This window comes from Mesorhizobium sp. M0292 (assembly GCF_040321695.1).
In the GTDB taxonomy this organism is placed as follows: domain Bacteria; phylum Pseudomonadota; class Alphaproteobacteria; order Rhizobiales; family Rhizobiaceae; genus Mesorhizobium.
The window spans coordinates 239,403-263,325 of the sequence record NZ_JAMYSB010000005.1; the positions used below are offsets into that span (position 1 = coordinate 239,403).

The following is a 23,923-nucleotide window of genomic DNA, read 5'->3' on the forward strand; positions in this document are numbered from 1 at the left end:
ATAATGAGCGTTTCGTGCTCGACGCCATCCGTCGCCTCAAGGAAGCCTCCAAGTCCGATCTGGCGCGCGCGGCAAGCCTGACGCCGGCGGCCGTCGCTGCCATCGTCGACGGCCTGGAATCTTCCGGATTCGTAAAGCAAGTGGGAAAAAGGTTCGGGCAACGCGGATCGCCCTCCACGCTGTACCGGCTGACACCGGAACGCATCTACAGCGTCGGCATCAAGATCGGCCGGCGTGCGCTTGAAGCCGTTCTGGTCGACTTCGCCGGTGAAATCCGCGCAAGAGAGTCGCACGAATACCGCTTCCCCGATCCTGATCTGGTGCTGAAGGCCGGCAACATGGCGCTGGCCACCTTCGAAAAGCTGGTGGATGGGCTTGGCGATGCCAGCATCGTCGGCGTCGGCATTGCCTCACCCTATTTCCTCGGCGGCTGGAGCGAGGAACTCGGCTTTCCCGACGATCTCGGCAGCCGCTGGGAAGCGATCGACCTGACGACTTGCTTTGCCACGCCGGCGAAGACGCCGGTGTTCGTGGAAAACGACGCCACGTCGGCGGCGCTGGCCGAACTTGTCCAGGGCGCCGGCGCCCGCTTCCGCGATTTCATGCACATCTCGATCGACACTTTTGTCGGCGGCGGCCTGGTGCAAGGCGGCAGGGTCCACACCGGGCCGCATGGCAACAGCGCTGCCCTCGGACCCTTGCCGGTCTCGCCCTCAAGCCTCGATTCGGTGGCGGCGAAGCCTGCGCGCTACCAGAGCCTGCTGCATCGCGCCTCGATCTATGTGCTGGTCAATCACCTGAGGTCGCGCGGCGTGGTGATTAATCGTGTGCGGGAACTCGATCCGTTGCCAGCCGAAGCGCGCGTGCCGCTGTTCGAATGGATCGACGATTGTGCGAGCGCGCTGGTCGAGGCGATCATCGCCATCACCTCCATCATCGACATCGAGGCCATCGTTCTCGACTCGATCCTGCCCAGGCCGATCCATCTCGAACTGCTGGCAAGGGTGCAGGCCCAGTTCAACCAGGCCAGCGCCATCGGCATCGTGGCGCCGGAGATCGTGCCGGGGCAATTCGGCCCCGAAGCGTCCTCGATCGGCGCCGCCATGCTGCCGTTCTCGGCGCTGCTGGCGCCCGACAGCGGCGTGCTGATGATCGGCAAGGACCGGACTAAACTGCTGAGCGCGCTGTCCACGCTGGGTGGCGCCAAGGGAAACGGATCAAATCCGCCCGCCGACCTGCCGGCCTGAGCGCAATGCGGCGCCCAACGCAGGCATCGGCCGCCCTTGCCCGCCATGGCTTGCACCCTTTCCCGCCTTCCGCTATAGAGCCGCCACCGCGTAGACACCCTTGGAGGCAACGCGGCGGAAGGCTGCCTTCCCTTGTGATCCCGAACAAAGCTCCGCGTATGCGGTTTCTGGCATTCGGACATCCAGGCCTGGCGGCTTTCGACGTTTACGGTCCAGGCACACTGCCACCGCAAACGCTCCATAAAACGCGAAAGGAAATGCCATGAGCCACGATACTTACGAGCTCAAGGCCGAAGCGCGCGAACAGGTCGGTAAGGGGTCCGCCCGTGCAGTTCGCCGCAACGGTAAAGTGCCTGCAGTTATCTACGGCGACAGACAGCCTCCCCTGGCGATTGCGCTGAACTACAAGGACGTCTTCTACAAGATCCATGGCGGCGGGTTTTTGACCACGATCGCCACGATCGATGTCGACGGCAAGAAAATCCAGGTTCTGCCCAAGGATTTCCAGCTCGACCCGGTCAAGGATTTCCCGGTCCATGTCGACTTCCTGCGCATCGGCAAGGACACCGAGGTCAACGTCGACGTGCCTGTCCACTTCATCAATGAAGACAAGTCGCCCGGCATCAAGCGCGGCGGCGTGCTCAACATCGTGCGTCACGAAGTCGAGTTCCACTGCCCGGCCAATGCGATCCCGGAATTCATCACCGTCGATCTCACCGGCGCCGACATTGGCGATTCGATCCACATCTCGGCGGTTACCTTGCCGGCCGGCGTCAAGCCGGTGATCTCCGATCGCGACTTCACCATCGCGACCATTGCCGGTTCCTCGGCGATGAAGCCGGAGACGGAAGAGACGGCGGAAGCGGCAGCCCCCGAAGCAGCGGCTCCTGCTGCCGAAGAGAAGTAATTTTCGAGCCCGGAGCGCACGATGCTTGTCTTTGCAGGCCTCGGCAATCCGGGCGCGAAATACGCTGATAACCGGCACAATGTCGGCTTCATGGCGGCGGACGCAATTGCCCGCCGCCATTCGTTTTCGCCCTGGTCGAAGAAGTTCCAGGGCCTGATCGCCGAAGGCACGATTGCCGGCGAAAAGATTCTTCTGATCAAGCCGCAGACCTTCATGAACCTGTCGGGACAGCCGGTCGGCGAAGCCCTGCGCTTCTACAAGCTCGGCCCCGAGGCGCTGACCGTCTTTTACGACGAGATCGACCTGCCGGCCGGCAAATTGCGGGTCAAAGTCGGCGGCGGCGCCGGCGGCCACAACGGCATCCGCTCGCTCGACCAGCATGTCGGCAAGAATTTTCGACGCGTGCGCATCGGCGTCGGACACCCCGGCGTCCGGGAAATGGTGCAGTCCCATGTTCTCGGCGACTTCGCCAAGGCCGATCGCGAGTGGCTGGACGTGCTGCTCGACACCATCGCCGACGATGCCGGGCTGCTGGCCAAGGGCGACGACAGTTCCTTCATGAACCGCATTACTCTGGCCCTGCGTGACAAGCTGGTGCCGACCAGCGACGACGACCGGCCGCCGCCCAAGGCGCCGAAAACTGAAGGTCCAAAGGCTCAAAGCCACATCCGCCAGGCACGGCCACAGCAGGCGCCGGCCAAGCTGCCGGAAAGCGGCCCTATGGCCGCCATGCTGAAGAAACTGTTCGGCAAGAAGGACTGAGCGTCGATAGGATCGGGACCGCGGGGCTTGACGTTGCTCACCCCTATCGCCCATAGCCCTCATCAAATTTCTAGTTTCCCGATAGGACCGGACACATGGGTTTCAAATGCGGCATCGTTGGTTTGCCCAACGTCGGCAAGTCGACGCTTTTCAACGCGTTGACCAGGACGGCGGCGGCGCAGGCCGCCAACTATCCGTTCTGCACCATCGAACCGAACACCGGCGAGGTGGCGGTGCCTGATCCGCGGCTGCAGAAGATCGCCGCAATCGCCAAGTCTAAGGAGATCATCCCGACCCGCATCTCCTTCGTCGACATCGCCGGCCTGGTGCGCGGCGCCTCCAAGGGCGAAGGGCTGGGCAACCAGTTCCTCGCCAACATCCGTGAGGTCGACGCCATCGTGCATGTGCTGCGCTGTTTCGAGGATGACGACATCACCCATGTCGAGGGCAAGATCGACCCTGTCGCCGACGCCGATACGGTCGAGACCGAGCTGATGCTCGCCGACCTCGACAGCCTCGAGCGCCGCATCGTGCAGATCCGCAAGCGCGCCGGCAGCAAGGACAAGGAAGCAACCACCGTGCTGCCGATGATGGAGGCCGCACTCGAGCTCCTCCAGGCCGGCAAGCCGACCCGCATCCTGCTCAACGGCATTTCAGCGGAGGATTTGCGCATCCTGCAGGGACTGAACCTCTTGACCTCGCACCCCGTGCTCTATGTCTGCAACGTCGCCGAAGCCGACGCCGCCACCGGCAACGAGCACACCAAGGCCGTGGAAAAGATGGCGACAGCGCAGGGCGCCGGCACCGTCGTAATCTCGGCCGCGATCGAGGCCGAAGTCGCCCAGCTCTCGGACGAAGAAGAGATGGAGTTCCTGTCGTCGCTCGGTCTCGACGAACCCGGCCTCAACAAGGTCATCCGCGCCGGCTATGAACTGTTGCATCTCATCACCTATTTCACCGCCGGGCCGAAAGAGACGCGCGCCTGGACCATCCACAAGGGCGACAAGGCCCCGCAGGCCGCCGGCGTCATCCACACCGACTTCGAGCGCGGCTTCATCCGCGCCCAGACCATCGCCTATAACGACTACGTCACGCTGGGCGGCGAAGTGGCGGCCAAGGAGGCCGGCAAGGCGCGCGACGAAGGCAAGGAATATGTCGTCCAGGATGGCGATGTCCTGCTGTTCAAGTTCAACACCTGAGGCGCCGCGGCTGGCGCGCTGACCGCGGCCGATCACGGCTTCGTCAAGTGGAGAGCCGGCATGCCGCGTCGCTTGACTGCCCTTGGCACCGGGTCTATGGCCGTTTGCATGCGACTTGGCCGTCCCCGTGGGAGCGGCGGAGCGTGCAAGACCCATCGCTATCAAACGAAACCTCTTGGGCTCAACCAACGGAGATTCGGCGATGATCAAGGCCTTCGTCGTCGACAATGATCGCCTGCGCCTCGCCGACGATCTCGTGGCCAATGGCGATCACGTCGTCTGGGCCGACCTTCTCAACCCGACCAAGGAAGAAGAAACGACGATCGAGACCTGGCTCGGCGTTGCCATCCCGACGCGCGAGGAGATGGAGGAGATCGAGATTTCGAGCCGCCTCTACATCGAGGACGGCGCCTATTTCATGACCGCCACCCTGCCGGCGCAGACCGAAATCGATGATCCCTTGATGTCGCCGGTTACCTTTGTGCTTGCCGGCCCGAGACTGGTCACCATCCGCTATCATGAGCCGAAGGCGTTCAAGACCTTTCCGCTGCGCGCCGAGAAGGTGGCGACCGGCTGCACCACCGGCAACACCATCCTGATCGGCCTGCTGGAGGCGATCGTCGACCGGCTGGCCGACATTCTCGAACGCGCCGGCCGCGACATCGAGACGATCTCGCGCGATATCTTCGAAGCGCGCTCGACCAAGGTGAACAAGCGCAACCGCGATTTCCAGGAACTGCTCAAGGCCATCGGCCGCAAGGAGGACATCGCCTCCTCGATCCGCGACAGCCTGATCTCGTTGCAGCGCCTCACTGGCTTCCTCGCCCATGTCGCGACCCAGATCAAGATGAGCAAGGACATCCGCGCCCGCATCAAGACCGTGTCGCGCGACGTGCTGTCGCTCGCCGACCACGCCACCTTCCTGTCGCAGAAGATCTCGTTCCTTCTCGACGCCACGCTGGGCATGATCTCGATCGAGCAGAACGCCATCATCAAGATCTTCTCGGTCGCCGCCGTCATCTTCCTGCCGCCGACGCTGGTGGCCTCGATCTACGGCATGAATTTCGACATCATCCCGGAGCTGAAATGGGAGCTCGGCTATCCCTTCGCCATCGGCCTGATGATCCTGTCGGCGATCCTGCCGTTCTGGTATTTCCGCCGCCGCGGCTGGTTGTAGGCCCAATAGAATTCGCTTGACCAAACGCCGCCCGGACGGCATCCGGATGCCCGGTGATCGACAACCGGATTGGGATCATGACCGCAAAAAGCTGGGCCTACGAGGATTTCACCGAGGGCGCATCGATCGACCTCGGCGCCAAGCAGGTGAGTGCGGCCGAAATCATCGAATTCGCCACCGAATTCGACCCGCAGCCGATGCATCTCGACGAAGCCGCCGGCAAGGCCAGCATCCTTGGCGGCTTGGCCGCCTCCGGCTGGCACACCTGCGCGATCTTCATGCGCATGCTGTGCGACGCCTTCCTGCTCGACTCGACCGCGCAAGGCGCGCCCGGCATCGACCAGGTCAAATGGAAGAAGCCGGTGCTGGCCGGCGACACGCTGGCCGGCAGCACCAGCGTGCTCGCCAGGCGCCTGTCGAAATCCAGGCCTCAGCTCGGCCTCGTCACCTTGCGCAGCGAACTGTTCAACCAGCGCGGTGAAAGCGTCTTCGAACTTGAGAACACTGTCATGTTCTTGACCCGCGAGGCCGGCGCATGAGCCTCGACGCGTTCTTCCGCATCGGCGATACCATCAACCTCGGTTCGCACACATTCGAAGCCGAGGCGATCAAGGCGTTCGCCTGCAAATACGATCCACAGGTCTTTCATGTCGACGAGGAGGCGGCGAAGAAAAGCGTGTTCGGCCGCCTCTGCGCCTCAGGCTGGCACACCGCGGCCACGTGGATGAAGCTCAATCTCAAAAATCCTATGGACGCTTCTCAATGGACCGGACCCGGCCCGGTACCAGAATTCGGCCCCTCCCCCGGCTTCAGGAACCTGAAATGGCCAAAGCCGGTCTATGCCGGAGAAACCGTCACCTTCATGCGCACGGCCCTGTCCCACCGCCCGCTTGCCACCCGCCCCGGCTGGCGCCTGCTGGCGCTGCGCTCGGAAGGTTCCGATTCGGCAGGCGACAAGGTGCTGGAGTTCGACAGCGCGGTGCTGGTGAAGGCTGGGTAGGGCTAGGGTTTAGGCAGTAGGGATTAGGCAGCAGTGGGTGCTGCGCCTTGCACGGAATGCGGAGCTTCCCTCCCTACTCCCTACTCCCTACTCCCTACTCCCTTCTCCCTACTCTCTAATGCCCCTCAAACCCGATCAACGTCCGCACCGGCACGCCCAGCGCTTCGAGCTTCGCCCGTCCGCCGAGATCCGGCAGGTCGATGACGAAGCACGCGGCAAGAATATCGGCGCCGATCTGCCTCAGCAGCTTGACCGCCGCCTCCGCCGTGCCGCCGGTCGCGATCAGGTCGTCAACCAGGATCACCTTCTCGCCCGGCGCAACGCCGTCCTTGTGCATCTCCATCTCGTCCAGCCCGTATTCCAGGCTGTAGGCGACGCGTACCGTCTCGTAAGGCAGCTTGCCCTTCTTGCGGATCGGCACGAAGCCGGCCGAAAGCTGGTGCGCGACCGCACCGCCGAGGATGAAGCCGCGTGCCTCGATGCCGGCGATCTTGTCGATCTTCTGCCCGGCATAGGGATGCACCAGCTCGTCGATGGCGCGGCGAAAGGCGCGCGCATTGCCGAGCAAAGTGGTGATGTCGCGAAACAGGATGCCGGGCTTGGGGTAGTCCGGAATGGTGCGGATCGCGGCGAGCAGCGTGTCTTCGAGCGAGGATTTCATGGGTCGAGATTACCTGAAACGGAGGTTGTTGCGCGACAATTGTTCGATCGAACTGCAGCCCATCAGCTTCATGCCGCGCTCGATCTCGATCCGCATCTGCTCCAGCGCCCGCTCGACGCCCGGCTGTCCGGCCGCCGCCAGGGGGAACAGATAATAGCGGCCGACGCCAACAGCCTTGGCGCCGAGCGACAGCGCCTTCAGCACATGGGTGCCGCGCTGCACGCCGCCATCCATGATGATGTCTATTCTGTCGCCGACGGCATCTACGATCTCGGCCAGCTGGTCGAACGCCGCCCGCGAGCCGTCCAGCTGCCGGCCGCCGTGGTTGGACAGCACAATGCCGCTGCAGCCGATCTCGACGGCGCGCTTGGCATCCTCCACCGACATGACGCCCTTGAGGCAGAACGGACCTCCCCACAGTCTGACCATCTCGGCAACATCGTCCCAGGTCATCGACGGATCGAGCATCTCGGTGAAGTAGCGGCTGATCGACATCGTGCCGCCGCCCATGTCGACATGCTCGTCGAGCTGCGGCAGCTTGAATCCCTCATGGGTGAAATAGTTGATCGCCCAGCCCGGCTTCAGCGCGAACTGCAGCATGCCGGCAAGGTTGAGCTTGAAGGGGATGGCAAAGCCGGTGCGCTTGTCGCGCTCGCGGTTGCCTCCGGTGATGCTGTCGACGGTCAGCATCATCACTTCGACTCCAACCGCTTTCGCCCGCTGCATCATCGCCCGGTTGAGGCCGCGATCCCGGTGGAAATAGAACTGGTAGACCTGCGGGCTGCTGCTGATCTTGCGCGCTTCCTCAAGACTGACGGTGCCGAGCGAGGACACGCCAAACATCGTGCCGAATTTGGCCGAAGCCTTGGCCACCGCGCGCTCGCCTTGATGATGGAACAGCCGCTGCAAGGCGGTCGGCGAGCAATAGACGGGCATGGCCAGCTTCTGGCCCATCACCGTCACCGACATGTCGATCTCGCTTACCCCGCGCAGCACGTTGGGAACGAGGTCGCAGCGCTCGAAGCTCTCGGTGTTGCGGCGGTAGGTGACCTCGTCGTCGGCCGCGCCATCGATGTAGTTGAAGATTGGCCCCGGCAACCGCTGCTGGGCCATGCGCCGGAAATCGGAAAAGTTGTGACAGTCGCGTAGCCGCATCATCGATCCCAAATGCCCCTTTAGCCGGCGATCCGCCGGGCGCGCGTGCAATACCAATCGCATGGCGGCGTGCCAACGGACTTCTTACTGGACGGCTGCTGCGCCAAGATGCGAACCATGTCCGGTTTGGCAAGCAAAAAGGGCGTCCGAAGACGCCCTTTCCATTTCCGAGGAATAAGATGCGGCTTAGTGCGCCACGCCTTCCCACACCTTGCGCTTGGTCAGATACATCAGCGCCCCGAACAGAAGCAGAAACACCAGCACGCGGAAGCCGGTCTTCTTGCGGTCTTCCATATGCGGCTCGGCCGCCCACATCAGGAACGCCGAGACGTCGCGCGAATACTGGTCGATCGTCTGCGGCGAACCGTCATCGTAGGTCACCTGGCCGTCGGAGAGCGGCTTGGGCATCTTCAGCGACACGCCGGACATGAAGTATGGATTGTAGTGGGTGCCTTCGGGGATCACCATGCCGGCAGGTGGCGTCTCGTCGTAGCCTGTCAGCAGAGAATGGATGTAGTCCGGGCCGCCCTGCGCATATTGCGTGAAGATGTCGAAGACGAAGCGCGGGAAGCCGCGCTCGACGCCGCGCGCCTTGGCCAGCAGCGACATATCCGGTGGGGCAGCGCCGCCGTTGGAAGCGGCAGCCGCCTCCTCATTGGCGAACGGCGCCGGGAAATGGTCTGACGGCTTGCCCGGCCGGTCGAACATGTCGCCGGCATCGTTGGGTCCATCATGGATGGTGTACTCGGCCGACAGGGACTTGATCTGCGCTTCAGAATAGCCGAGGTCCTCCAGCGTGCGGAACGCCACCAGATTCATCGAGTGGCAGGCCGAGCAGACTTCCTTGTAGACCTTCAAGCCACGCTGCAGCTGCGCCTTGTCGTAGGTGCCGAACGGACCGGCAAAAGTCCAGTCCATCTCCTTCGGCTCGTGGATCGGGAAATGCGTCGGTGCCGCCGCGTTGTGCGCCTCTTCAGCGGCGATCGCCACACTGCCGACGGCTCCGATGCCAGCGGCAAACACGCCTAGCAGGGCGAGCGAGGTGAGAATCTTTTTCATGCCAAATCCCCTTAGATTCTCACTCAGCCTTTGGTTTCCGGCGCCGCGGTCGCACCGGCCGGATGTCCCCCTCCGGCACCCTTGTTCTTCTCCAGCACCGCCTCGGTGATCGAATTCGGCAGTCTGCGTGGCGTCTCGATCAGGCCAAGCACCGGCAGGATGACGAGGAAGAAGGCGAAGTAGAACAGTGTCGCCGCTTGAGCGTAGCCAACGTAGTTGCCCGAGACCTCACCTATCAGGAGGGTCAACAGACCGCCGCCTTCCGCCGGCTGCGAGCCAAGCCAGCCAAGCAGGACAGCGTCTGCGACGAACAGCCAGAAGAACAGCTTGTACCAGGGCCGGTAGACCGCCGAGCGCACCTTGGAGGTGTCGAGCCACGGCACCAGGAACAGCATGACGATGGCGCCGAACATGCACAGCACGCCACCGAGCTTGGAGTTGATCGGCCCGATGTTGAAGGTGATCGCGCGCAGGATCGCGTAGAACGGCAGGAAGTACCATTCCGGCACGATGTGGGCCGGCGTCTTCAGCGGGTTGGCGATCGTGTAATTGTCCGGATGGCCGAGAAAGTTCGGCAGGTAGAAGACGAAATAGGCGAAGAAGAACAGGAACACGATCATGCCGAATGCATCCTTGATGGTCGCATAGGGCGTAAAGGCAACGGTGTCGGTCTTCGATTTCACCTCGATGCCGGTCGGGTTCGACTGGCCGACCACGTGCAGCGCCCAGACGTGCAGCACGACGACGCCGGCAATCATGAACGGCAGCAAATAGTGCAGCGCAAAGAAGCGGTTGAGCGTCGGGTTGTCGACGGCGAAACCGCCGAGCAGCAGTTCCTGGATCCAGTTTCCGACCAGCGGAATGGCGCTGAAGAAGCCGGTGATGACGGTGGCGCCCCAGAAGCTCATCTGACCCCAGGGCAGCACATAGCCCATGAAGCCGGTCGCCATCATCAGCAGATAGATGATGCAGCCGAGGATCCACAGCAGCTCGCGCGGCGCCTTGTAGGAGCCGTAATAAAGCCCGCGGAAGATGTGGATGTAGACGGCGACGAAGAAGAACGAGGCGCCGTTGGAATGCATGTAGCGCAACAGCCAACCGGAATTGACGTCGCGCATGATCTTCTCGACCGAATTGAAGGCGAGATTGGTGTCGGCGGTATAGTGCATGGCGAGCACGATACCGGTCAGGATCTGCGCCACCAGCATGATCGTGAGGATGCCGCCGAAGGTCCACGCATAGTTGAGGTTGCGCGGCACCGGATAAGCGATGAAGCTGTCATAGAGCATGCGCGGCAGCGGCATGCGGGCGTCGAACCAGCGTTCGATACCGGTCTTGGGCGTATAGGTCGAGTGTCCCTCGCTCATCGAAATATCCCCTGCCTCAACCGATAAGGATTTTGGTATCGGAAATGAACTTGAATACCGGCACGGCCATGTTTTCCGGCGCCGGGCCTTTGCGGATGCGGCCGGCGGTATCGTACACCGAACCGTGGCACGGGCAGAACCAGCCGCCGAAATCCCCTTCCTGGCCAAGCGGAATGCAGCCCAGATGCGTGCAAACCTGCACCATCACCATCCAGGTTTCCTTGCCGGGCGTGGTGCGGTTGGCGTCGGTCGCCGGCGCATCGGCGGGCAGATTGGCGTTGCGGGCAATAGGATCCTTGAGGTCGGCAAGGTTCACGGCCTCGCCGTCCTTCATCTCCTGCTCGGTGCGGTTGCGCACCACGACCGGCTTGCCGCGCCATTTGACGATCAGCGACATGCCAGGCGTCAGCGAGGCGACGTCGACCTCGACCGAGGCCAGCGCCAGCGTCGAGGCATCGGGGCGCATCTGGTCGATGAAGGGCCAGGCAACGGCGCCTGCGCCAACCACTGCGGCCATGCCGGTGGCGACGTAGAGAAAATCACGACGGTTGGGATCCTGGGTGTCGGTTGCGCTCACGGGTGCCTGATCCTTTCGCCTCTTCCGAGCCGGCGGCCGAGCTTTGTCCCCGCTCCATCGCGCCGGCCCGACAGCGCATGGCGAACAAGCTAGCGAATTCCTCCGGCATTTGGATTTCGGTTTATGCGTGAAGCCCGTTTTTGTCCAGCGGGCTGAAGCCACAAGGGCAGATTGTCGCGGGCGTTCCGCACGAAGAGAAATTTGACGAGCTTGGCCGAATGTAGCAATATGTCTACATCTTCCGGATGGAGGTGTTGATATGAATATCTCGACGAAGACGATAACCATCATGTCGAGCCGTGAATTCAACCAGGACACGGCGCATGCCAAAAGGGCAGCCAAGAACGGGCCGGTCATCATTACCGACCGCGGCAAGCCCTCCCATGTGCTGATGTCGATGGAGGAATATGAGCGTTTAGGGAAGAAGCCGAGAAGCCTCGCGGACGCGATTGCCGATGATCGCCCCGAAGCAGATTTCGACTGGGAACCACCTCGCCTGGAAGGACCGTTTTTCAAGATTCCCGAACTCGACTGATGTTCATTCTTGACACCAATGTCGTTTCGAATCTGCGTCGTCGGGACAAGGCCGATCGCAACGTTTTGGCCTGGTCAGAGACCCACGACATCGCCAGCTTTTTCATGTCGGTCATTTCGATCCTGGAACTCGAAATCGGAACTTTGCTCTTGTCGAGGAAGGATACTCGCCAGGCCACCATGTACCGTGAGTGGTTGGATCAGACACTCATTCCACAGTTTGACGACCGGATATTGAGCATAGACACGGCTGTTGTCGTGCGTTGCGCAAACCTCCACGTTCCCGATCCAAAGCCGGAGCGCGACGCCCTCATAGCCGCTACCGCGCTCGTCAAAAACTTGACAGTCGTGACCCGCAACACCAAGGATTTTGAAGGCACCGGCGTGAAGCTTTTCAACCCCTGGATACCGACGAAGGGTTAGAGGCTATGGCACACATCATCGACCGCGAGACCTGGACCAGGACGCCCGGCCGCTGGCAGGGCGAACTGCAATGCGGCGCCTACGACTCCAACTCCTGCCTGATTTTCAACTATCAGGAAGAGATTGGCGGCGGCCCGCGCCTGCACACGCATCCCTATTGTGAAATCTTCATCATCCGGCAAGGCACCGGCCTGTTCACGATCGGCGACCAGCAGATAGAGGCCACGGCCGGCCAGATCCTGATCGTGCCGCCCGATACGCCGCACAAATTCACCAATCTTGGCCCAGGCCCGCTCGAAACGACCGACATCCACGAAAACGGCAGCTTCATCACCGAATGGCTGGAATGATTGTTGCCGGCTGGTGACCTCTAGCTTGCACCGAGCCTGACCAGCACGGCCCTTGGGATATCGTATTCGCGGATGGCCGACTCATGCCGGCGCAGGCCGCAGAGTTCACGCTGGATGAAATAGGCGTGCACCGCCGCGGCAGCCTCCTTGAGCAGCCGCGGTCGCTGCTCCTCGTCGCCGTTGTTCTGACGGAGCTTGGCCAGCGTTTCCTCGACCCGTTGGCCGGCACGGCCGAGCGCTGCGGCCTTTTCAGCCAGTATCTCATGGCCGAGGGCGTCGAACGCGGCTTCGGCAGCCGAGGCGCCTAGGGATGGCGGACGCAGTGACATCTCAGCCTCCTTTTATGTCTTGAGAGAGCATCATGCGGTGCGTGACGAATTCTTCGCTCACCACCGGCTGGAAACCAAGCCGTTCATAGAACCCAAAGGCTTCTTGTGGCGCGCGGGTGTTCAGCACGGCAAAATGCTGACGTGCCCTGTCAATGACGGTCTCGACCAGCATGCGGCCAATGCCGCTGCGGCGATGACGCGCGCTGACGAACAGGTGCCTGACCCGGCCGTGGTCCCTGCCTTCGAAATAAGGATCGATGTTCAACCCGCACACACCAGCGAGTTCTCGGCCATGCCATGCACCAAACAGCGCCTCGCCTCGTTTCAGGAACTTGTTGCGGCCGCCCGCCCAGCCATCCGCCAGCCGCACCAGCATCCAGTAGCCTTCCAGCCGGCTCTCCTCCTTCAGCGCATCGAAGGCCGGCGCGGTTGGCCGCAGCCGCTTGAGGACGTAGCCGATATCAGGCGACGCTGCCATGCCCTACTCCGCCGGCCGTGTCTCTTCCAGCACGCTTTCCTCGTGGTAGAGGAAGCCGCCGGACTGCCGCTTCCACAGCCGCGCATAGAGCCCGTCGAGCGCCACCAGCTCGTCATGCGTGCCCTGTTCGACGATGCGGCCTCCGTCCAGCACCACAAGACGGTCGAGCGCGGCGATGGTCGACAGCCGGTGCGCTACGGCGATGACCGTCTTGTTCTCCATCAGCCTGGCCAGATTCTCCTGGATCGCCGCCTCGATGTCGGAATCGAGCGCCGAGGTCGCCTCGTCGAGGATCAGGATCGGCGCATCCTTGAGGAAGACGCGGGCGATCGCGACGCGCTGGCGCTGGCCGCCCGACAGTTTCACGCCGCGCTCGCCGACAAAAGCCTCGTAGCCGGTACGGTCCCGGTTGTCGCGCAGGCCCAATATGAACTCGTGCGCCTCGGCCTTCTTCGCCGCCGCGATCACCTCGGCGTCAGTTGCATCCGGCATGCCGAGCTTGATGTTGTCGCGTAGCGAGCGGTGGAACAGCGCCGTGTCCTGGCTGACCACGCCGATATTGGCGCGCAGCGAGTTCTGCGTCACCTCGGCGACGTCTTGCCCGTCGATCAGGATTTTCCCGCTCTCGAGGTCGTAGAGGCGCAGGATGAGATTGGCTAAGGTCGTCTTGCCCGCACCGGACGGCCCGACCAGCCCGACCTTCTCGCCAGGCTTGACCACAAGGTCGATGCCATTCAGCACGCCAAAACCCTTGCCGTAGTGGAACTCGACATTCTTCACCTCGATGCGGCCGCCGGCGACGACAAGCTCTTTCGCATCCGGCGCATCGACAAGGCCAAGCGGCTGCGAGATCAGCGCCTTGGAGTTTTCCAGGACGCCGAGATTTCGCAATATGCCGTTGAGCTGCATCATCACGCGCCCGAGCAGCATGTTGAGCCGCAAGACCAGCGACAGCGTGAACGCGACGGCGCCGACGGTGATCGACCCTTCGACCCAGAGATAGACGGCAAAGCAGCCAATCGCGGTGATCATGATGCCCGACAGCGTCGTCAGCGCCATGCGCACGCCGGTCAGCCGGCGGGTGAAGGGCCGTAGTGCATCGAGATAGATGTCGAAGCCGTTCTTGATGTAGCGGTCGTCGCCGTCGGCCGAGAATAGCTTCAGCGTCTGCACGTTGGAATAGGAATCGATGATGCGCCCATTGATCATCGAGCCAGCTTCAGCCGTGGCCTCGGCATGCCTGCGGATCGAGGGCAGATAGAGCTTGGCCAGCCAGGCGAACGCGAGGATCCAGATCACCACCAGCACGGCCAGGCGCAGATCCAGCCCGGCGACCAGCGCCAAGGTCGTCACCGTATAGATGAGCATGAACCAGATGACCTCGATGAAGCTCTCCATCAGGTCGCCGGTCGCCTGCCCGGCCTGCCAGACTTTTGTCGCGATACGGCCGGCGAAATCGTTCTGGAAGAAGGTGTAGGACTGCCGCGACACATGCCGGTGCGCCTGCCAGCGCACCAGATTGTAGAAGCCCGGCGTGATCGTCTGTTCGTTGACCAGCGCCGACAGGCCGACGACGACTGTGCGGATGACCGCCACCACGACGATCATGAACACCAGTTCAGGACCGGCGGCGGTCCACAGCGCATTCCAGCTGCGCTCGCCAGGAAGCTGGTCGAGAATATCGACCAGCCGCCCGACGAAGTAGAACAGCCCGGCCTCGATCAGCGGCGCGATGCCGCCGATGACCAGCATGGCGAAGAAGGCGAACTTCGCCTGGCCGACATAGTGCCAGAGGAAGCCGCCGACGCTTGACGGTGGCCGAAGGTCCGCCGGCTCCCTGAACGGATAGACCCAGTCCTCGAACCAGCGATAGACGGCTGTCATCATGCTGACGTCATCACTCTGCGGCTTCACCCTTCACGCCGATGTCGTTGGCAACAGCGTCATTGGCGGCATCGACCGGACCGTCATCGAGCAGGAACCCGCCCGACTGGCGCTGCCAGAGCTGCGCGTAGAGCCCGCCGCTGGCGACGAGTTCCTCGTGCGACCCCTCCTCGATGACACGGCCCTTGTCGAGGACGACGAGCCTGTCCATCGCCGCGATGGTCGACAGCCGGTGCGCAATGGCGATGACGGTCTTGCCTTGCATGAGCTTGTAGAGATTCTCCTGGATGGCGGCCTCGGCTTCGGAATCCAGCGCCGACGTCGCTTCGTCAAGGATAAGTATCGGTGCGTCCTTCAACATAACGCGAGCAATGGCGATGCGTTGCCGCTGGCCGCCGGACAATTTGACGCCGCGGTCGCCGACATGAGCGTCGAGCCCTTTACGTCCGGTGTGATCCGAAAGCCTGCCGATAAACTCCAGCGCCTCGGCCCGCCCGGCTGCCTCGACAAGCATTTCCTCCGTCGCATCGGGCCGCCCGTAAAGAATGTTGTCGCGCACGGAACGATGCAGCAGCGAAGTGTCCTGCGTCACCATGCCGATCTGCGCGCGCAGCGAATCCTGCGTCACCGAAGCGATCTCCTGGCCGTCGATCAGGATCCGGCCGTTCTCGAGGTCGTAGAACCGCAACAGGAGATTGACCAGCGTCGACTTGCCCGCACCCGAGCGCCCGACAATGCCGACTTTCTCGCCGGGCTTCACCGTCAGCGACAGGTTCTCGATGACGCCCTTCTGCTTGCCATAGTGGAAACGAATGTCGTCGAAGCGGATCTCGCCCTTGGTGACGGCAATGTCCTTCGCCCCCGGCCGGTCTTCGACCAGGCGCGGCAGCGAGATCGAGGCGATGCCGTCTTGCACCGTGCCGATGTTCTCGAACAGGCTCGACATTTCCCACATGATCCACTGCGACATGCCCCACATACGGAGCACGAGGCCGATGACCACGGCGACGGCGCCGATCGTCACCGCCTGGCCGAGCCACAGCCACAGCGCCAGCGCCGTCACCGAAAACAGGAGCAGCGCGTTGAGGATATAGAGCAGCCCGTAAAGCACCGTCACCAGCCGCATCGACCGGTAGACCGTGTCGAGGAAGCCTGCCATGCCTTCTTTGGCGAACGTTGCTTCGCGCCGTGCATGGGAAAACAACTTGACCGTCTGGATGTTGGTGTAGCTGTCGACGACGCGGCCGGTCATCGTCGAGCGCGCATTGGCCTGCGCCTCCCCGACCTTGCCCAGCTTCGGGATGATATAGCGCAACAACCCGATATAGCCGAGCAGCCAGACGCCGAGAGGTGCCGCCAGCCGCAAGTCGGCCGAGCCGACGATGAACAGCATGCCGAGGAAATAGACGATGACGTAATTGAGCACCTCGATCACCTTGATGACGCATTCGCGCACGGCGAGTGCCGTCTGCATCAGCTTGGTGGCGATGCGGCCGGCAAATTCGTCCTGGTAGAAGCTCATCGACTGCTTCAAGAGATAACGATGCACCTGCCATCGGATGCGCATGGGGTAGTTGCCCATCAGCGTCTGCTGGTTGAGCGAAGAATGCAGCCATACCGTACCCGGCAGCGCGAACAGCACGACGAAGGCCATGCCGGCAAGCTTCCAGCTCTCGGTCTGCAGGAAGGTTTCGCGGTTCTGCCCGGACAGCCAGTCGACGATGTGGCCCATGAAGCCGAACATCCACACTTCCGCGATGGCAATCGCCGTCACCAGCACCGCGTCGACGATGATGTATGGCCAGGCGCCGCGCGTATAATGCACGCAGAAGGCAACCAGCGTCTTCGGCGGCTCGACCGGTTCCGCTGCGGGGAACGGATCGAGCCTTCTTTCAAACCAGCTAAACATAGTGATGCTCACAAAACTGTTGTCCGCTCATGCGGCGCGGGAAAAATCCCCGGGGCGCTCCGCGTCCCCAGACCGTACGTCGGCGGGGACTGACGGCCCGGAATCACCCGGGCCATCGGTCCTGCTTCGCGCAATATAGGGACTTGCGGGCTTTTCACCGACAGAAGCCTTCGACTGAGCTGACGGCACGCCGCCGCCAGTCCGGTTTTTCGCGCCCGGCCGGATCAGCCGGATGATCCGGCGCACCAGCGACGGCCGGCTGTGGTCGGGAACCGCACGCGAGAAATCGACATCCGGCAACATGCCGCGATGCGGACGCCGGCGCGTCTCGGCATGAACCGCCGACGAATAGGTCTCGCCGACTAGCAACGCCCAGGTCGCCGTCTTGCGTTCGTGCAGGCTTCTTGAACCAGGTATCTTATAGGGATCGAACATCGGTCCGTCCTCCGTGTGAAAATAGACATAAAAAGGCGAAGCAATGTCGTGCGCCGGCCTTCGGCCGGAGGCACGGATTGCATCCGTCGGGACACGAGGATAGGCCTCGGTCGCGACATGCTCAGCTGGGGCTCTAGGCCCCTTTAACCGGTTGAAAAACATCGCAGGATTCCTTCAAGAGCCGAAAATTGGGTTCGGCGGGAATCGGTGCGATCAGATCTAAGAAATCAGGTAAATCGTCGTACCGAAACCGCCGGCAGGCAGGTAAGCCGACGGGAGGGGCGCAGGATGTGCATGGTCAGCATGAAATACCCCTCCATCGGTTCGGGTTGACAATGCGTGCGGTATAATCGACTTCGCAGAAAATGGCCACCCGCAGGTCCAGCAATTTCCAAAACCAGCCACCCGCTGTGGCCGATCTGCCACTTATTAGAAAGACGCGGAAATGAACCACCGTCTCCGCATCGCCCTCTACCAGCCTGACATCTCCGGCAACACCGGAACTATCCTGCGCTTCGCCGCCTGCCTCGGCCTTGGCGTCGACATCATCGAACCAGCCGGGTTTCCGCTCTCCGACAAAGCGCTCAAGCGCGCCGGGATGGACTACCTCGAAATGGCTGCCCTGACCCGGCATGTCGACTGGAACGCCTTCGAGGATTGGCGCAAGGGCCAAGCCTGCCGGCTGGTGCTGCTCACCACCAAAGCCGCGACCCCCTATACGGGCTTCAGCTTCGCCCAAGGCGACATCCTGCTGTTCGGCCGCGAATCCGCCGGCGTGCCGGATCCTGTCCATCAGGCGGCGGATGCGCGGCTGACGATCCCGATGCAGCCGGGCACGCGCAGCATCAACGTCGCGCTGTCCGTCGCCATGGTCGCCGGTGAAGCCATCCGGCAACTCGGCTAGAACCTTCAACGCGTTGTCGTCATCGCCAACGGCCCTTGCGTCTTGCATCATTCTCACCCAGGCGCACATCGCCTTCTCCTCAATTGCCCTATCGACATTTCCTGGCTACAAGCTCAACTTAAGTTGAGGTCAAGCGGAAAATCGAGATGGCTCCGGTAATCGAGATGGCTCCGGTAAAGGAATTGACGGTCGGCCAGTTGGCCATGCGTAGCGGCGTGGCGGTGTCGGCGCTGCATTTCTACGAGGCGCGCGGGCTGATCCGCAGCCACCGCACGTCGGGCAACCAGCGGCGCTATGGCCGCGACGTGCTGCGGCGGGTGGCGATCATCCGGATCGCCCAGGAGGTCGGCATCTCGCTGGCCGAGATCGGCGCCGCACTTGAATCGCTGCCAGAAGGCCGTACCCCGACGCGCGAGGACTGGAACCTGTTGTCGACCGGCTGGCGCGACGACCTCGATCGCAAGATCACTCAGCTAAAGAAGCTGCGCGACGGCCTTACCGACTGCATCGGCTGCGGCTGCATGTCGATCGACAAATGCCCGCTGCGAAACAGGGAAGATCGCTTGAGTGCGCAAGGGCCGGGCGCAAGGCGACTGCTTGTGGAATCCTAATCCGCCGCGGGCAGCCGCCGTATGGTGAATTCGATTACGTCGCCCGGCCGCTCGAACCAGCTTTCGATCTCGGTCCAGTAGGCCTGCTTGGGAAAACGCTCGAACCATTCCTTGGCCTTGAGCCGCGCATCCGGGCGCGGCAGGACGAAGGTCTCGCGCAAAAACCCGTCACGCGGCATGCGCTCGCGCTCGGCGCGTGAACGATCGAGCCTTTTCTTCAGGCCATGCAGCGGCGGTCTTGCCGGCGTGCGCATGAAAGAACTCCTGGGCCGAACCAGATGACACTTGACCCTTGCCCCTAAGAGATTAGGGATCGCGCCCGGAAAAGGCTAGTGGTCCGATTCCAACATTCGCCTCCCTAATCCCCAGGCGCCGTTGCGAATGTTGGAATCACAAGGACCGCTAGCAAGTTTATGTTTCTGGTGGAGTTTTCGAATTTGACATTTGCATCGTGCCCTGCGCCACGCTGTGTGCAAATGTCAAATTCACTCCACTAGGTCCTTTGTCGGCCGCGACCGGAGACAGCATTTTGGAACGACCAGAAATACCGGCAGGCCTGCCACCCGACATCGAACAGAAGAAAATGAAGGCCAGGCTCTGGTTCGAGACGCTGCGGGAGCGCATCTGCACCACCTTCGAGCAGATCGAGCAGGACTTGACCGGTCCGCTGGCCGAATGGTCGCCCGGCCGCTTCGAAAAGACGCCGTGGGAACGAGACCATGGCAAGGGCGGCGGCGGCGCCATGTCGATGATGCGCGGCCGCGTCTTCGAGAAGGTCGGCGTCCATACTTCGACCGTCTATGGCGAATTCTCGCCCGAATTCAGGAAGCAGATGCCCGGCGCCGAGGAAGACCCGAGCTTCTGGGCATCAGGCATTTCGTTGATCGCGCATCCCTGGAACCCCAACGTGCCGGCCGTGCACATGAACACCCGCATGGTCGTGACGTCGCGCCACTGGTTTGGCGGCGGCGCCGATCTGACGCCGGTGCTCGACCGCAACCGCACGGAAGATCACCCCGACACGGTCGCCTTCCATCGAGCCATGCAGTTCGCCTGCGAGAAGAACGCTGCGATCGCCGACCACCCCAAATTCAAGGCCTGGTGCGACGAGTATTTCTATCTGCCGCACCGCCACGAGCCGCGCGGCGTCGGCGGCATCTTTTTCGACTGGCTGCATTCGGGGGAGGAGAAAGGCGGCTGGAATGCCGATTTGAACTTCGTCCAGGATGTCGGGCGTTCTTTCCTTGTCGTCTACGGACACCTGGTTCGCGCCCATTTCAACGAGAACTGGACCGACGACGACCGCGACGAGCAGCTCATTCGCCGCGGCCGTTACGTCGAATTCAACCTTCTTCACGATCGCGGCACCATCTTCGGCCTGAAGACCGGCGGCAATGTCGCTTCGATCCTGTCCAGCCTGCCGCCGGAGGTCAGGTGGCCGTAAAAAATCGGTGAGCGAAACGTGAGCCGCATTGACGTCCCATTCGCCGAATCTGGGCAGCCAATGTGGCATCGCCATTATCTTTTTCGTCTAATAGGCAATTGAAATAAAACGACTATTTGTCGTTTCGGGCCGGGAAGCGCCGGCGGTTCAGTCCCGAACCGCGACACGACGCTACCGGACGGCCCTGAACAAGGCGGAGCATTTTCCAAACGGATGCCCGCATTTCCAGGAGTATTACATGCGAAAGCTCATTGTTTCGGCAGCCGCCGCTGCCCTTCTCGCTTCCGGCTCGATTGCCTTTGCCGCGGTCAAGCACACCACGGGCACGGTCAAGACCTATGATGGCACGGCCATGAGCCTCGTTCTGGACGATGGATCCACCTTCACGCTGCCCCAGACCTTCAAGGATCCAGGCTTGAAGGCCGGCGAAAAGGTCCGCGTTTCCTGGGACATGAGCGGCAAGAACAAGGTTGCCGAGTCCGTCAAGATCGTGAAGTGATGGGGACAAGACCGAACGGTCTTGCCTTGGCTTAGCCTGACAAGAGGGGGCGGAGCAGCGCTGCTCCGCCTTTTCGCACCCACGGCAACCAAAACCGTCGAACCGTGTTATGCTAGCTCCCCCGTGCGTGCCCCCGAAACCGACTGCTGTGACAGGGCGCGGAACAGAGATGGCGGAGCTTCGTGTGCCCATGAGAGGCACAGGCTCCAAGGAGGAAAAGGAGAAAACCCCATGAAGGAATTCCATTGCGGCTCGCTGGTTCCCGGCTGTGAGTGGCACACCCGTGCCGGTGAGGAAGCCGAGGTCATGCGCCGCGCCGTCGACCATATGCGCGAGACACATGGCGAAACGGTCATTCGCGAGACGATGATCGAGGCGATCCGCTCGCGCATCGAGAAAGTTCGCGACGCGGCCTGAGCAGTCCTATCTGGCCTTCAGGGCTTCCGCGGCGCGCTCCAGCAGCGCGTCGCGATCGAGCGCAAAGCCGGACCCGATCCATTCCTTTTCCAGGTTTTTCAGAATCGCACCGAGTATTGGCCCCGGCGACGCGCCAAGCGCCGTCAGATCGCCGCCCTTGACTGGGAACACCGGTTTTTCCCATTTCAGCGCAAAAGCGAGCAGGCGCGAAAACCCGCCGGCCTGAACCAGCGCGTCATTGTCCTCGAGAGCCCGCGCTCGCGCCGACGCCAGCGACAGCCGCAGGCGATCGAGAAAACCCTGGCGCTCGCCGGAATAGAGTTTCTTGGCCAGTTCCGCTTCGCTTGTCTTGGGCTCGACGGCAGCCGTCAGCGCCCAGTGGCGCAGGCGCTCCGCCTCAGTGGTCGAAAGTTTCAGCCGCTCGGCCAGTGTCTTCATCCTCTCCGCATCGGGCGGCACGATCGCCTCCAGCCTGAGCAGCGGGTCCGGCGCCCAGCCCAGATCCTTTTCTGTCTTGGTCAGCCCATGAATGGCATCGATGCCCCATTTCTCGCTTTCCGGCAGGGCGCTGGTGAGCACGCCGGCCTGGCGCATCCACAGCAAGGCGCGCGACGGATCTGGGGCCGATAACAACTTCTTCAGCTCGGACCAGATGCGTTCGGCCGAGAGATGGGCGAGACCGTCCTTGAGCCGGGCGCAGGCCTTCAATCCCTCGGCATCGGGCCGACCCTCGCCATACCAGGCGAAAAAGCGGAAGAAACGCAGGATGCGCAGATAGTCTTCGCGGATCCGCTGCTCCGCATCGCCAATGAAGCGCAGCCTTCGTGCCTCGATATCGCCGACGCCGCCAACCAGGTCGACCACCGTCCCGTCAGCCTCCGCATAGAGCGCGTTGATGGTGAAATCGCGCCGTTCGGCGTCGGCCTTCCAGTCGCGGCCGAACGACACTTTGGCGCGGCGGCCATCGGTCTCGATGTCGGCGCGCAGCGTGGTGACCTCATAGGGCGCGCCGCCGGCAATCACCGTGATCGTGCCGTGCTCGATGCCGGTCGGCACCGCCTTGAAGCCCGCCGCCTCGGCCCGGCGAACGGTTTCCTCGGGCAGGCAAGTGGTAGCAACATCGATATCGGCGACCGGCTGCCCAATCAGCGCATTGCGCACCGCGCCGCCCGCGATGCGGGCTTCCTCGCCGCCCTGCGCCAGCACGGCAAGCAGCCGCTGCAGATGCTTTTCACCCAGCCAGTCGGCTCTGCCCGCCAGCGATACCGGATCACTCAAGCATAGAGCCTTTCATAGAGGGTGCGGATGATGCCGGCGGTGACGCCCCAGATGCGCTGGCCGCCATAGGGCATATCGTAGAAGAACCATTCCAGATCGTTCCACATGCGGCTGTCCCTGGTGTGGTTGGCCGGATCCATCAGGAACGAGAGCGGCACTTCGAAGGCGGCATCGACCTCGTCGGCATTGAGCGACAGCGTAAAACCGGGCTGCACGACCGCCAGCACCGGGGCGATGCGATAGCCGCTGCCGGCGACATAATCGGGCATGCGGCCGATGATCTCGATGCGGTCATGGCCGAGGCCGATCTCCTCGAATGTCTCGCGCAAGGCCGCTGCTTCCGGGGTCGCATCGGTGGGATCAATGGTGCCGCCGGAAAAAGCCACCTGCCCCGAATGGCTGCGCAGTTTTTCCGCCCGCTTGGTCAAAAGCACGGTCGCATCGCGTCCATGATCGACGACCGGGATCAGCACTGCGGCGTCGCGCAGCGCTTTGAGCTGCGTCAACCGTGGATGGCCGGGGTTGAAGCGATGATCGCCATAATCGTCGCCGGCATGGGCTTCAGCTTGCGCCGCGACCCGCGCGCGAAAATCCGCTGTGGAAAACGGCGGCGGCCTCACCTGATCCATCATGCGCTCAGCCGCTTCAGTTTTTCCGCCGGCATGATCGGATAGATTTCGCCTTTCGAGCGTACGGCAAACATCGTCTTGCCGCCGATATCGATCTCCTCGCCATGCTCGACCAGTTCGTACATCACCGGCCGCGCCACCAGCGCTTCCAGCCTCCCGCGCACCAGCACATAGGGCTTCAGGCCGCCGGTCTCGTTCTCGTCGACGAAGCGCAGCGGATGGCCAGGTCCGGCCTCGACGACATCGCCGACATTGGTGCGGAAAGTGATGGTCTGCTCGGCGCCGGCGCCGGAAACATCCATTTCAACCGCGATGAAAGGCGCGTCCACGACGCGGATGCCGACCCGTTCGACCGGCGTCACCAGATAGGTCCTGCCATCCTCGTCCTTGCGCAGCACGCTGGAAAACAGCTGCACCAGCGGCATGCGGCCGATCGGCGTGCCGAGATAGAACCACGTTCCGTCTTGTTTGATCTCCATGTCGAGATCGCCGCAAAAGTCGGGATTCCAGCGCTCCACCGGCGCCGCGCCCTTGCCGGCGCGAGCCGCACGCGAGATCAACGCTTCGAGACCGCGCGCCTCGGTTGCGGCAGCAAGGCTGTGTTCGCGATGTTCGGAGCGTTCCGTCATGGTCACGAAATAGTCACTGTTGTTCCGCTTGTCAGCCTAAGTCTGTGATTTAAATTCAT

General features: G+C 62.5%; 29 protein-coding genes. 15 read left to right on the forward strand and 14 right to left on the reverse strand.

Annotation, left to right across the window (positions count from 1 at the left end; translation table 11 throughout):
- Positions 1 to 14 precede the first annotated feature (14 nt).
- The 7 genes from NKI96_RS10040 (at position 15) to NKI96_RS10070 (ending at position 6,292) form a co-directional block, all read left to right on the forward strand.
- Positions 15 to 1,247 (forward strand): ROK family transcriptional regulator, encoded by a 1,233-nt coding sequence (locus NKI96_RS10040; RefSeq protein ID WP_352536634.1) that lies wholly within the window; start codon positions 15 to 17, stop codon positions 1,245 to 1,247.
- A 262-nt stretch (positions 1,248 to 1,509) separates the two neighbouring features.
- Entirely contained in the window at positions 1,510 to 2,154 is a 645-nt protein-coding gene (locus NKI96_RS10045) for a 50S ribosomal protein L25/general stress protein Ctc (RefSeq protein WP_023686131.1), read from the forward strand.
- 21 nt (positions 2,155 to 2,175) lie between these two features.
- The gene (gene pth, locus NKI96_RS10050) at positions 2,176 to 2,916 is read left to right on the forward strand and encodes an aminoacyl-tRNA hydrolase (RefSeq protein ID WP_352803973.1); all 741 of its coding nucleotides are present in this window, start codon (positions 2,176 to 2,178) and stop codon (positions 2,914 to 2,916) included.
- Between the two features lie 95 nt (positions 2,917 to 3,011).
- The gene (gene ychF / locus NKI96_RS10055; RefSeq protein ID WP_352803976.1) at positions 3,012 to 4,115 is read left to right on the forward strand and encodes a redox-regulated ATPase YchF; all 1,104 of its coding nucleotides are present in this window, start codon (positions 3,012 to 3,014) and stop codon (positions 4,113 to 4,115) included.
- 202 nt (positions 4,116 to 4,317) lie between these two features.
- Positions 4,318 to 5,292 (forward strand): magnesium/cobalt transporter CorA, encoded by a 975-nt coding sequence (gene corA, locus NKI96_RS10060; protein WP_023806004.1) that lies wholly within the window; start codon positions 4,318 to 4,320, stop codon positions 5,290 to 5,292.
- A gap of 77 nt (positions 5,293 to 5,369) precedes the next feature.
- Positions 5,370 to 5,831 (forward strand): MaoC family dehydratase, encoded by a 462-nt coding sequence (locus tag NKI96_RS10065; protein WP_023670033.1) that lies wholly within the window; start codon positions 5,370 to 5,372, stop codon positions 5,829 to 5,831.
- Entirely contained in the window at positions 5,828 to 6,292 is a 465-nt protein-coding gene (locus NKI96_RS10070; protein ID WP_023733357.1) for a MaoC family dehydratase, read from the forward strand. The genes NKI96_RS10065 and NKI96_RS10070 overlap by 4 nt, the downstream gene beginning before the upstream one ends.
- Positions 6,293 to 6,407: 115 nt before the next feature.
- Here the strand turns inward: NKI96_RS10070 and NKI96_RS10075 are convergent, their stop codons facing one another.
- From NKI96_RS10075 to petA, 5 genes are all read right to left on the reverse strand, one after another.
- A complete protein-coding gene (locus tag NKI96_RS10075) occupies positions 6,408 to 6,953 on the reverse strand; it encodes an adenine phosphoribosyltransferase (RefSeq protein WP_013529989.1) in 546 nt (181 codons plus the stop codon).
- A gap of 9 nt (positions 6,954 to 6,962) precedes the next feature.
- On the reverse strand, positions 6,963 to 8,108 hold the full coding sequence (locus tag NKI96_RS10080) for an alpha-hydroxy acid oxidase (protein ID WP_023686136.1): 1,146 nt from the start codon (positions 8,106 to 8,108) through the stop codon (positions 6,963 to 6,965).
- Positions 8,109 to 8,294: 186 nt separating this feature from the next.
- Complete coding sequence (locus NKI96_RS10085; RefSeq protein ID WP_023670029.1) at positions 8,295 to 9,167, reverse strand: cytochrome c1; 873 nt, start codon at positions 9,165 to 9,167, stop codon at positions 8,295 to 8,297.
- A gap of 23 nt (positions 9,168 to 9,190) precedes the next feature.
- Complete coding sequence (locus tag NKI96_RS10090; protein WP_023733359.1) at positions 9,191 to 10,534, reverse strand: cytochrome b; 1,344 nt, start codon at positions 10,532 to 10,534, stop codon at positions 9,191 to 9,193.
- A gap of 16 nt (positions 10,535 to 10,550) precedes the next feature.
- Positions 10,551 to 11,111 carry a ubiquinol-cytochrome c reductase iron-sulfur subunit gene (petA, locus tag NKI96_RS10095; RefSeq protein WP_023733360.1) on the reverse strand — a complete coding sequence of 187 codons (561 nt, stop codon included), beginning with the start codon at positions 11,109 to 11,111 and terminating at the stop codon, positions 10,551 to 10,553.
- A gap of 259 nt (positions 11,112 to 11,370) precedes the next feature.
- Between petA and NKI96_RS10100 the strand changes: the two genes are divergently transcribed.
- The 3 genes from NKI96_RS10100 to NKI96_RS10110 are packed head-to-tail and all read left to right on the forward strand — an operon-like array spanning position 11,371 to position 12,418.
- Positions 11,371 to 11,646: a type II toxin-antitoxin system Phd/YefM family antitoxin gene (locus NKI96_RS10100; RefSeq protein ID WP_031199226.1), complete on the forward strand. Its 276-nt coding sequence runs from the start codon at positions 11,371 to 11,373 to the stop codon at positions 11,644 to 11,646.
- Positions 11,646 to 12,068, forward strand: coding sequence for a type II toxin-antitoxin system VapC family toxin (locus NKI96_RS10105; protein WP_023670025.1), 423 nt, complete (start codon positions 11,646 to 11,648; stop codon positions 12,066 to 12,068). Before NKI96_RS10100 ends, NKI96_RS10105 begins: the two co-directional genes overlap by 1 nt.
- A gap of 5 nt (positions 12,069 to 12,073) precedes the next feature.
- Complete coding sequence (locus NKI96_RS10110) at positions 12,074 to 12,418, forward strand: cupin domain-containing protein (RefSeq protein WP_023683696.1); 345 nt, start codon at positions 12,074 to 12,076, stop codon at positions 12,416 to 12,418.
- 20 nt (positions 12,419 to 12,438) lie between these two features.
- On the opposite strand, the gene NKI96_RS10115 is transcribed toward NKI96_RS10110, so the two are convergent.
- Genes NKI96_RS10115 through NKI96_RS10135 form a run of 5 tightly spaced genes read right to left on the reverse strand, consistent with a single transcriptional unit; the run spans position 12,439 to position 17,453 of the window.
- The gene (locus NKI96_RS10115; RefSeq protein WP_023670023.1) at positions 12,439 to 12,747 is read right to left on the reverse strand and encodes a DUF6665 family protein; all 309 of its coding nucleotides are present in this window, start codon (positions 12,745 to 12,747) and stop codon (positions 12,439 to 12,441) included.
- Between the two features lies 1 nt (position 12,748).
- A complete protein-coding gene (locus NKI96_RS10120; RefSeq protein ID WP_023733361.1) occupies positions 12,749 to 13,225 on the reverse strand; it encodes a GNAT family N-acetyltransferase in 477 nt (158 codons plus the stop codon).
- 3 nt (positions 13,226 to 13,228) lie between these two features.
- Positions 13,229 to 15,112, reverse strand: coding sequence for an ABC transporter ATP-binding protein (locus tag NKI96_RS10125; protein ID WP_352803980.1), 1,884 nt, complete (start codon positions 15,110 to 15,112; stop codon positions 13,229 to 13,231).
- A gap of 10 nt (positions 15,113 to 15,122) precedes the next feature.
- Positions 15,123 to 17,018: an ABC transporter ATP-binding protein gene (locus NKI96_RS10130; RefSeq protein WP_352803983.1), complete on the reverse strand. Its 1,896-nt coding sequence runs from the start codon at positions 17,016 to 17,018 to the stop codon at positions 15,123 to 15,125.
- Between the two features lie 27 nt (positions 17,019 to 17,045).
- Positions 17,046 to 17,453, reverse strand: a complete 408-nt coding sequence (locus tag NKI96_RS10135; RefSeq protein WP_023705916.1) for a hypothetical protein — start codon at positions 17,451 to 17,453, stop codon at positions 17,046 to 17,048.
- Between the two features lie 445 nt (positions 17,454 to 17,898).
- Here NKI96_RS10135 and NKI96_RS10140 point away from each other — a divergent pair, with 445 nt between their 5' ends.
- On the forward strand, positions 17,899 to 18,357 hold the full coding sequence (locus NKI96_RS10140) for a tRNA (cytidine(34)-2'-O)-methyltransferase (protein ID WP_023751254.1): 459 nt from the start codon (positions 17,899 to 17,901) through the stop codon (positions 18,355 to 18,357).
- 164 nt (positions 18,358 to 18,521) lie between these two features.
- Positions 18,522 to 18,968 carry a redox-sensitive transcriptional activator SoxR gene (gene soxR / locus NKI96_RS10145; RefSeq protein ID WP_023691595.1) on the forward strand — a complete coding sequence of 149 codons (447 nt, stop codon included), beginning with the start codon at positions 18,522 to 18,524 and terminating at the stop codon, positions 18,966 to 18,968.
- Here soxR and NKI96_RS10150 read toward each other — a convergent pair.
- Positions 18,965 to 19,222 carry a hypothetical protein gene (locus tag NKI96_RS10150; RefSeq protein WP_023683688.1) on the reverse strand — a complete coding sequence of 86 codons (258 nt, stop codon included), beginning with the start codon at positions 19,220 to 19,222 and terminating at the stop codon, positions 18,965 to 18,967. The genes soxR and NKI96_RS10150 overlap by 4 nt on opposite strands.
- Before the next feature lie 275 nt (positions 19,223 to 19,497).
- On the opposite strand from NKI96_RS10150, the gene hemF reads away from it, so the two are divergent.
- The 3 genes from hemF (at position 19,498) to NKI96_RS10165 (ending at position 21,328) form a co-directional block, all read left to right on the forward strand.
- Positions 19,498 to 20,412: an oxygen-dependent coproporphyrinogen oxidase gene (gene hemF, locus NKI96_RS10155; RefSeq protein ID WP_352594773.1), complete on the forward strand. Its 915-nt coding sequence runs from the start codon at positions 19,498 to 19,500 to the stop codon at positions 20,410 to 20,412.
- 238 nt (positions 20,413 to 20,650) lie between these two features.
- Entirely contained in the window at positions 20,651 to 20,911 is a 261-nt protein-coding gene (locus tag NKI96_RS10160) for a DUF1344 domain-containing protein (RefSeq protein ID WP_023691597.1), read from the forward strand.
- Between the two features lie 231 nt (positions 20,912 to 21,142).
- A complete protein-coding gene (locus NKI96_RS10165; protein WP_023670013.1) occupies positions 21,143 to 21,328 on the forward strand; it encodes a DUF1059 domain-containing protein in 186 nt (61 codons plus the stop codon).
- A gap of 6 nt (positions 21,329 to 21,334) precedes the next feature.
- Here the strand turns inward: NKI96_RS10165 and NKI96_RS10170 are convergent, their stop codons facing one another.
- The 3 genes from NKI96_RS10170 to NKI96_RS10180 are packed head-to-tail and all read right to left on the reverse strand — an operon-like array spanning position 21,335 to position 23,864.
- Positions 21,335 to 22,606, reverse strand: a complete 1,272-nt coding sequence (locus tag NKI96_RS10170) for a CCA tRNA nucleotidyltransferase (protein WP_023691598.1) — start codon at positions 22,604 to 22,606, stop codon at positions 21,335 to 21,337.
- Positions 22,603 to 23,235 (reverse strand): CoA pyrophosphatase, encoded by a 633-nt coding sequence (locus NKI96_RS10175; protein WP_023691599.1) that lies wholly within the window; start codon positions 23,233 to 23,235, stop codon positions 22,603 to 22,605. Before NKI96_RS10175 ends, NKI96_RS10170 begins: the two co-directional genes overlap by 4 nt.
- The gene (locus tag NKI96_RS10180; RefSeq protein WP_023670010.1) at positions 23,235 to 23,864 is read right to left on the reverse strand and encodes a DUF1285 domain-containing protein; all 630 of its coding nucleotides are present in this window, start codon (positions 23,862 to 23,864) and stop codon (positions 23,235 to 23,237) included. Before NKI96_RS10180 ends, NKI96_RS10175 begins: the two co-directional genes overlap by 1 nt.
- Between the last annotated feature and the right edge of the window lie 59 nt (positions 23,865 to 23,923).

Excerpts from the sequence above, each read along its gene's own strand:
- soxR (WP_023691595.1), top strand. The coding sequence starts at position 18,522 with ATGGCTCCGGTAAAGGAATTGACGGTCGGCCAGTTGGCCATGCGTAGC.
- NKI96_RS10120 (WP_023733361.1), bottom strand. The coding sequence starts at position 13,225 with ATGGCAGCGTCGCCTGATATCGGCTACGTCCTCAAGCGGCTGCGGCCA.
- NKI96_RS10090 (WP_023733359.1), bottom strand. The coding sequence starts at position 10,534 with ATGAGCGAGGGACACTCGACCTATACGCCCAAGACCGGTATCGAACGC.
- NKI96_RS10180 (WP_023670010.1), bottom strand. The coding sequence starts at position 23,864 with ATGACGGAACGCTCCGAACATCGCGAACACAGCCTTGCTGCCGCAACC.
- NKI96_RS10135 (WP_023705916.1), bottom strand. The coding sequence starts at position 17,453 with ATGTTCGATCCCTATAAGATACCTGGTTCAAGAAGCCTGCACGAACGC.
- corA (WP_023806004.1), top strand. The coding sequence starts at position 4,318 with ATGATCAAGGCCTTCGTCGTCGACAATGATCGCCTGCGCCTCGCCGAC.
- NKI96_RS10085 (WP_023670029.1), bottom strand. The coding sequence starts at position 9,167 with ATGAAAAAGATTCTCACCTCGCTCGCCCTGCTAGGCGTGTTTGCCGCT.
- pth (WP_352803973.1), top strand. The coding sequence starts at position 2,176 with ATGCTTGTCTTTGCAGGCCTCGGCAATCCGGGCGCGAAATACGCTGAT.
- NKI96_RS10045 (WP_023686131.1), top strand. The coding sequence starts at position 1,510 with ATGAGCCACGATACTTACGAGCTCAAGGCCGAAGCGCGCGAACAGGTC.
- NKI96_RS10150 (WP_023683688.1), bottom strand. The coding sequence starts at position 19,222 with ATGCGCACGCCGGCAAGACCGCCGCTGCATGGCCTGAAGAAAAGGCTC.
- NKI96_RS10105 (WP_023670025.1), top strand. The coding sequence starts at position 11,646 with ATGTTCATTCTTGACACCAATGTCGTTTCGAATCTGCGTCGTCGGGAC.
- NKI96_RS10100 (WP_031199226.1), top strand. The coding sequence starts at position 11,371 with ATGAATATCTCGACGAAGACGATAACCATCATGTCGAGCCGTGAATTC.
- NKI96_RS10130 (WP_352803983.1), bottom strand. The coding sequence starts at position 17,018 with ATGTTTAGCTGGTTTGAAAGAAGGCTCGATCCGTTCCCCGCAGCGGAA.
- NKI96_RS10115 (WP_023670023.1), bottom strand. The coding sequence starts at position 12,747 with ATGTCACTGCGTCCGCCATCCCTAGGCGCCTCGGCTGCCGAAGCCGCG.
- NKI96_RS10175 (WP_023691599.1), bottom strand. The coding sequence starts at position 23,235 with ATGGATCAGGTGAGGCCGCCGCCGTTTTCCACAGCGGATTTTCGCGCG.
- NKI96_RS10165 (WP_023670013.1), top strand. The coding sequence starts at position 21,143 with ATGAAGGAATTCCATTGCGGCTCGCTGGTTCCCGGCTGTGAGTGGCAC.
- NKI96_RS10080 (WP_023686136.1), bottom strand. The coding sequence starts at position 8,108 with ATGCGGCTACGCGACTGTCACAACTTTTCCGATTTCCGGCGCATGGCC.
- NKI96_RS10160 (WP_023691597.1), top strand. The coding sequence starts at position 20,651 with ATGCGAAAGCTCATTGTTTCGGCAGCCGCCGCTGCCCTTCTCGCTTCC.
- NKI96_RS10110 (WP_023683696.1), top strand. The coding sequence starts at position 12,074 with ATGGCACACATCATCGACCGCGAGACCTGGACCAGGACGCCCGGCCGC.
- NKI96_RS10140 (WP_023751254.1), top strand. The coding sequence starts at position 17,899 with ATGAACCACCGTCTCCGCATCGCCCTCTACCAGCCTGACATCTCCGGC.
- NKI96_RS10075 (WP_013529989.1), bottom strand. The coding sequence starts at position 6,953 with ATGAAATCCTCGCTCGAAGACACGCTGCTCGCCGCGATCCGCACCATT.
- ychF (WP_352803976.1), top strand. The coding sequence starts at position 3,012 with ATGGGTTTCAAATGCGGCATCGTTGGTTTGCCCAACGTCGGCAAGTCG.
- NKI96_RS10125 (WP_352803980.1), bottom strand. The coding sequence starts at position 15,112 with ATGATGACAGCCGTCTATCGCTGGTTCGAGGACTGGGTCTATCCGTTC.
- NKI96_RS10065 (WP_023670033.1), top strand. The coding sequence starts at position 5,370 with ATGACCGCAAAAAGCTGGGCCTACGAGGATTTCACCGAGGGCGCATCG.
- NKI96_RS10070 (WP_023733357.1), top strand. The coding sequence starts at position 5,828 with ATGAGCCTCGACGCGTTCTTCCGCATCGGCGATACCATCAACCTCGGT.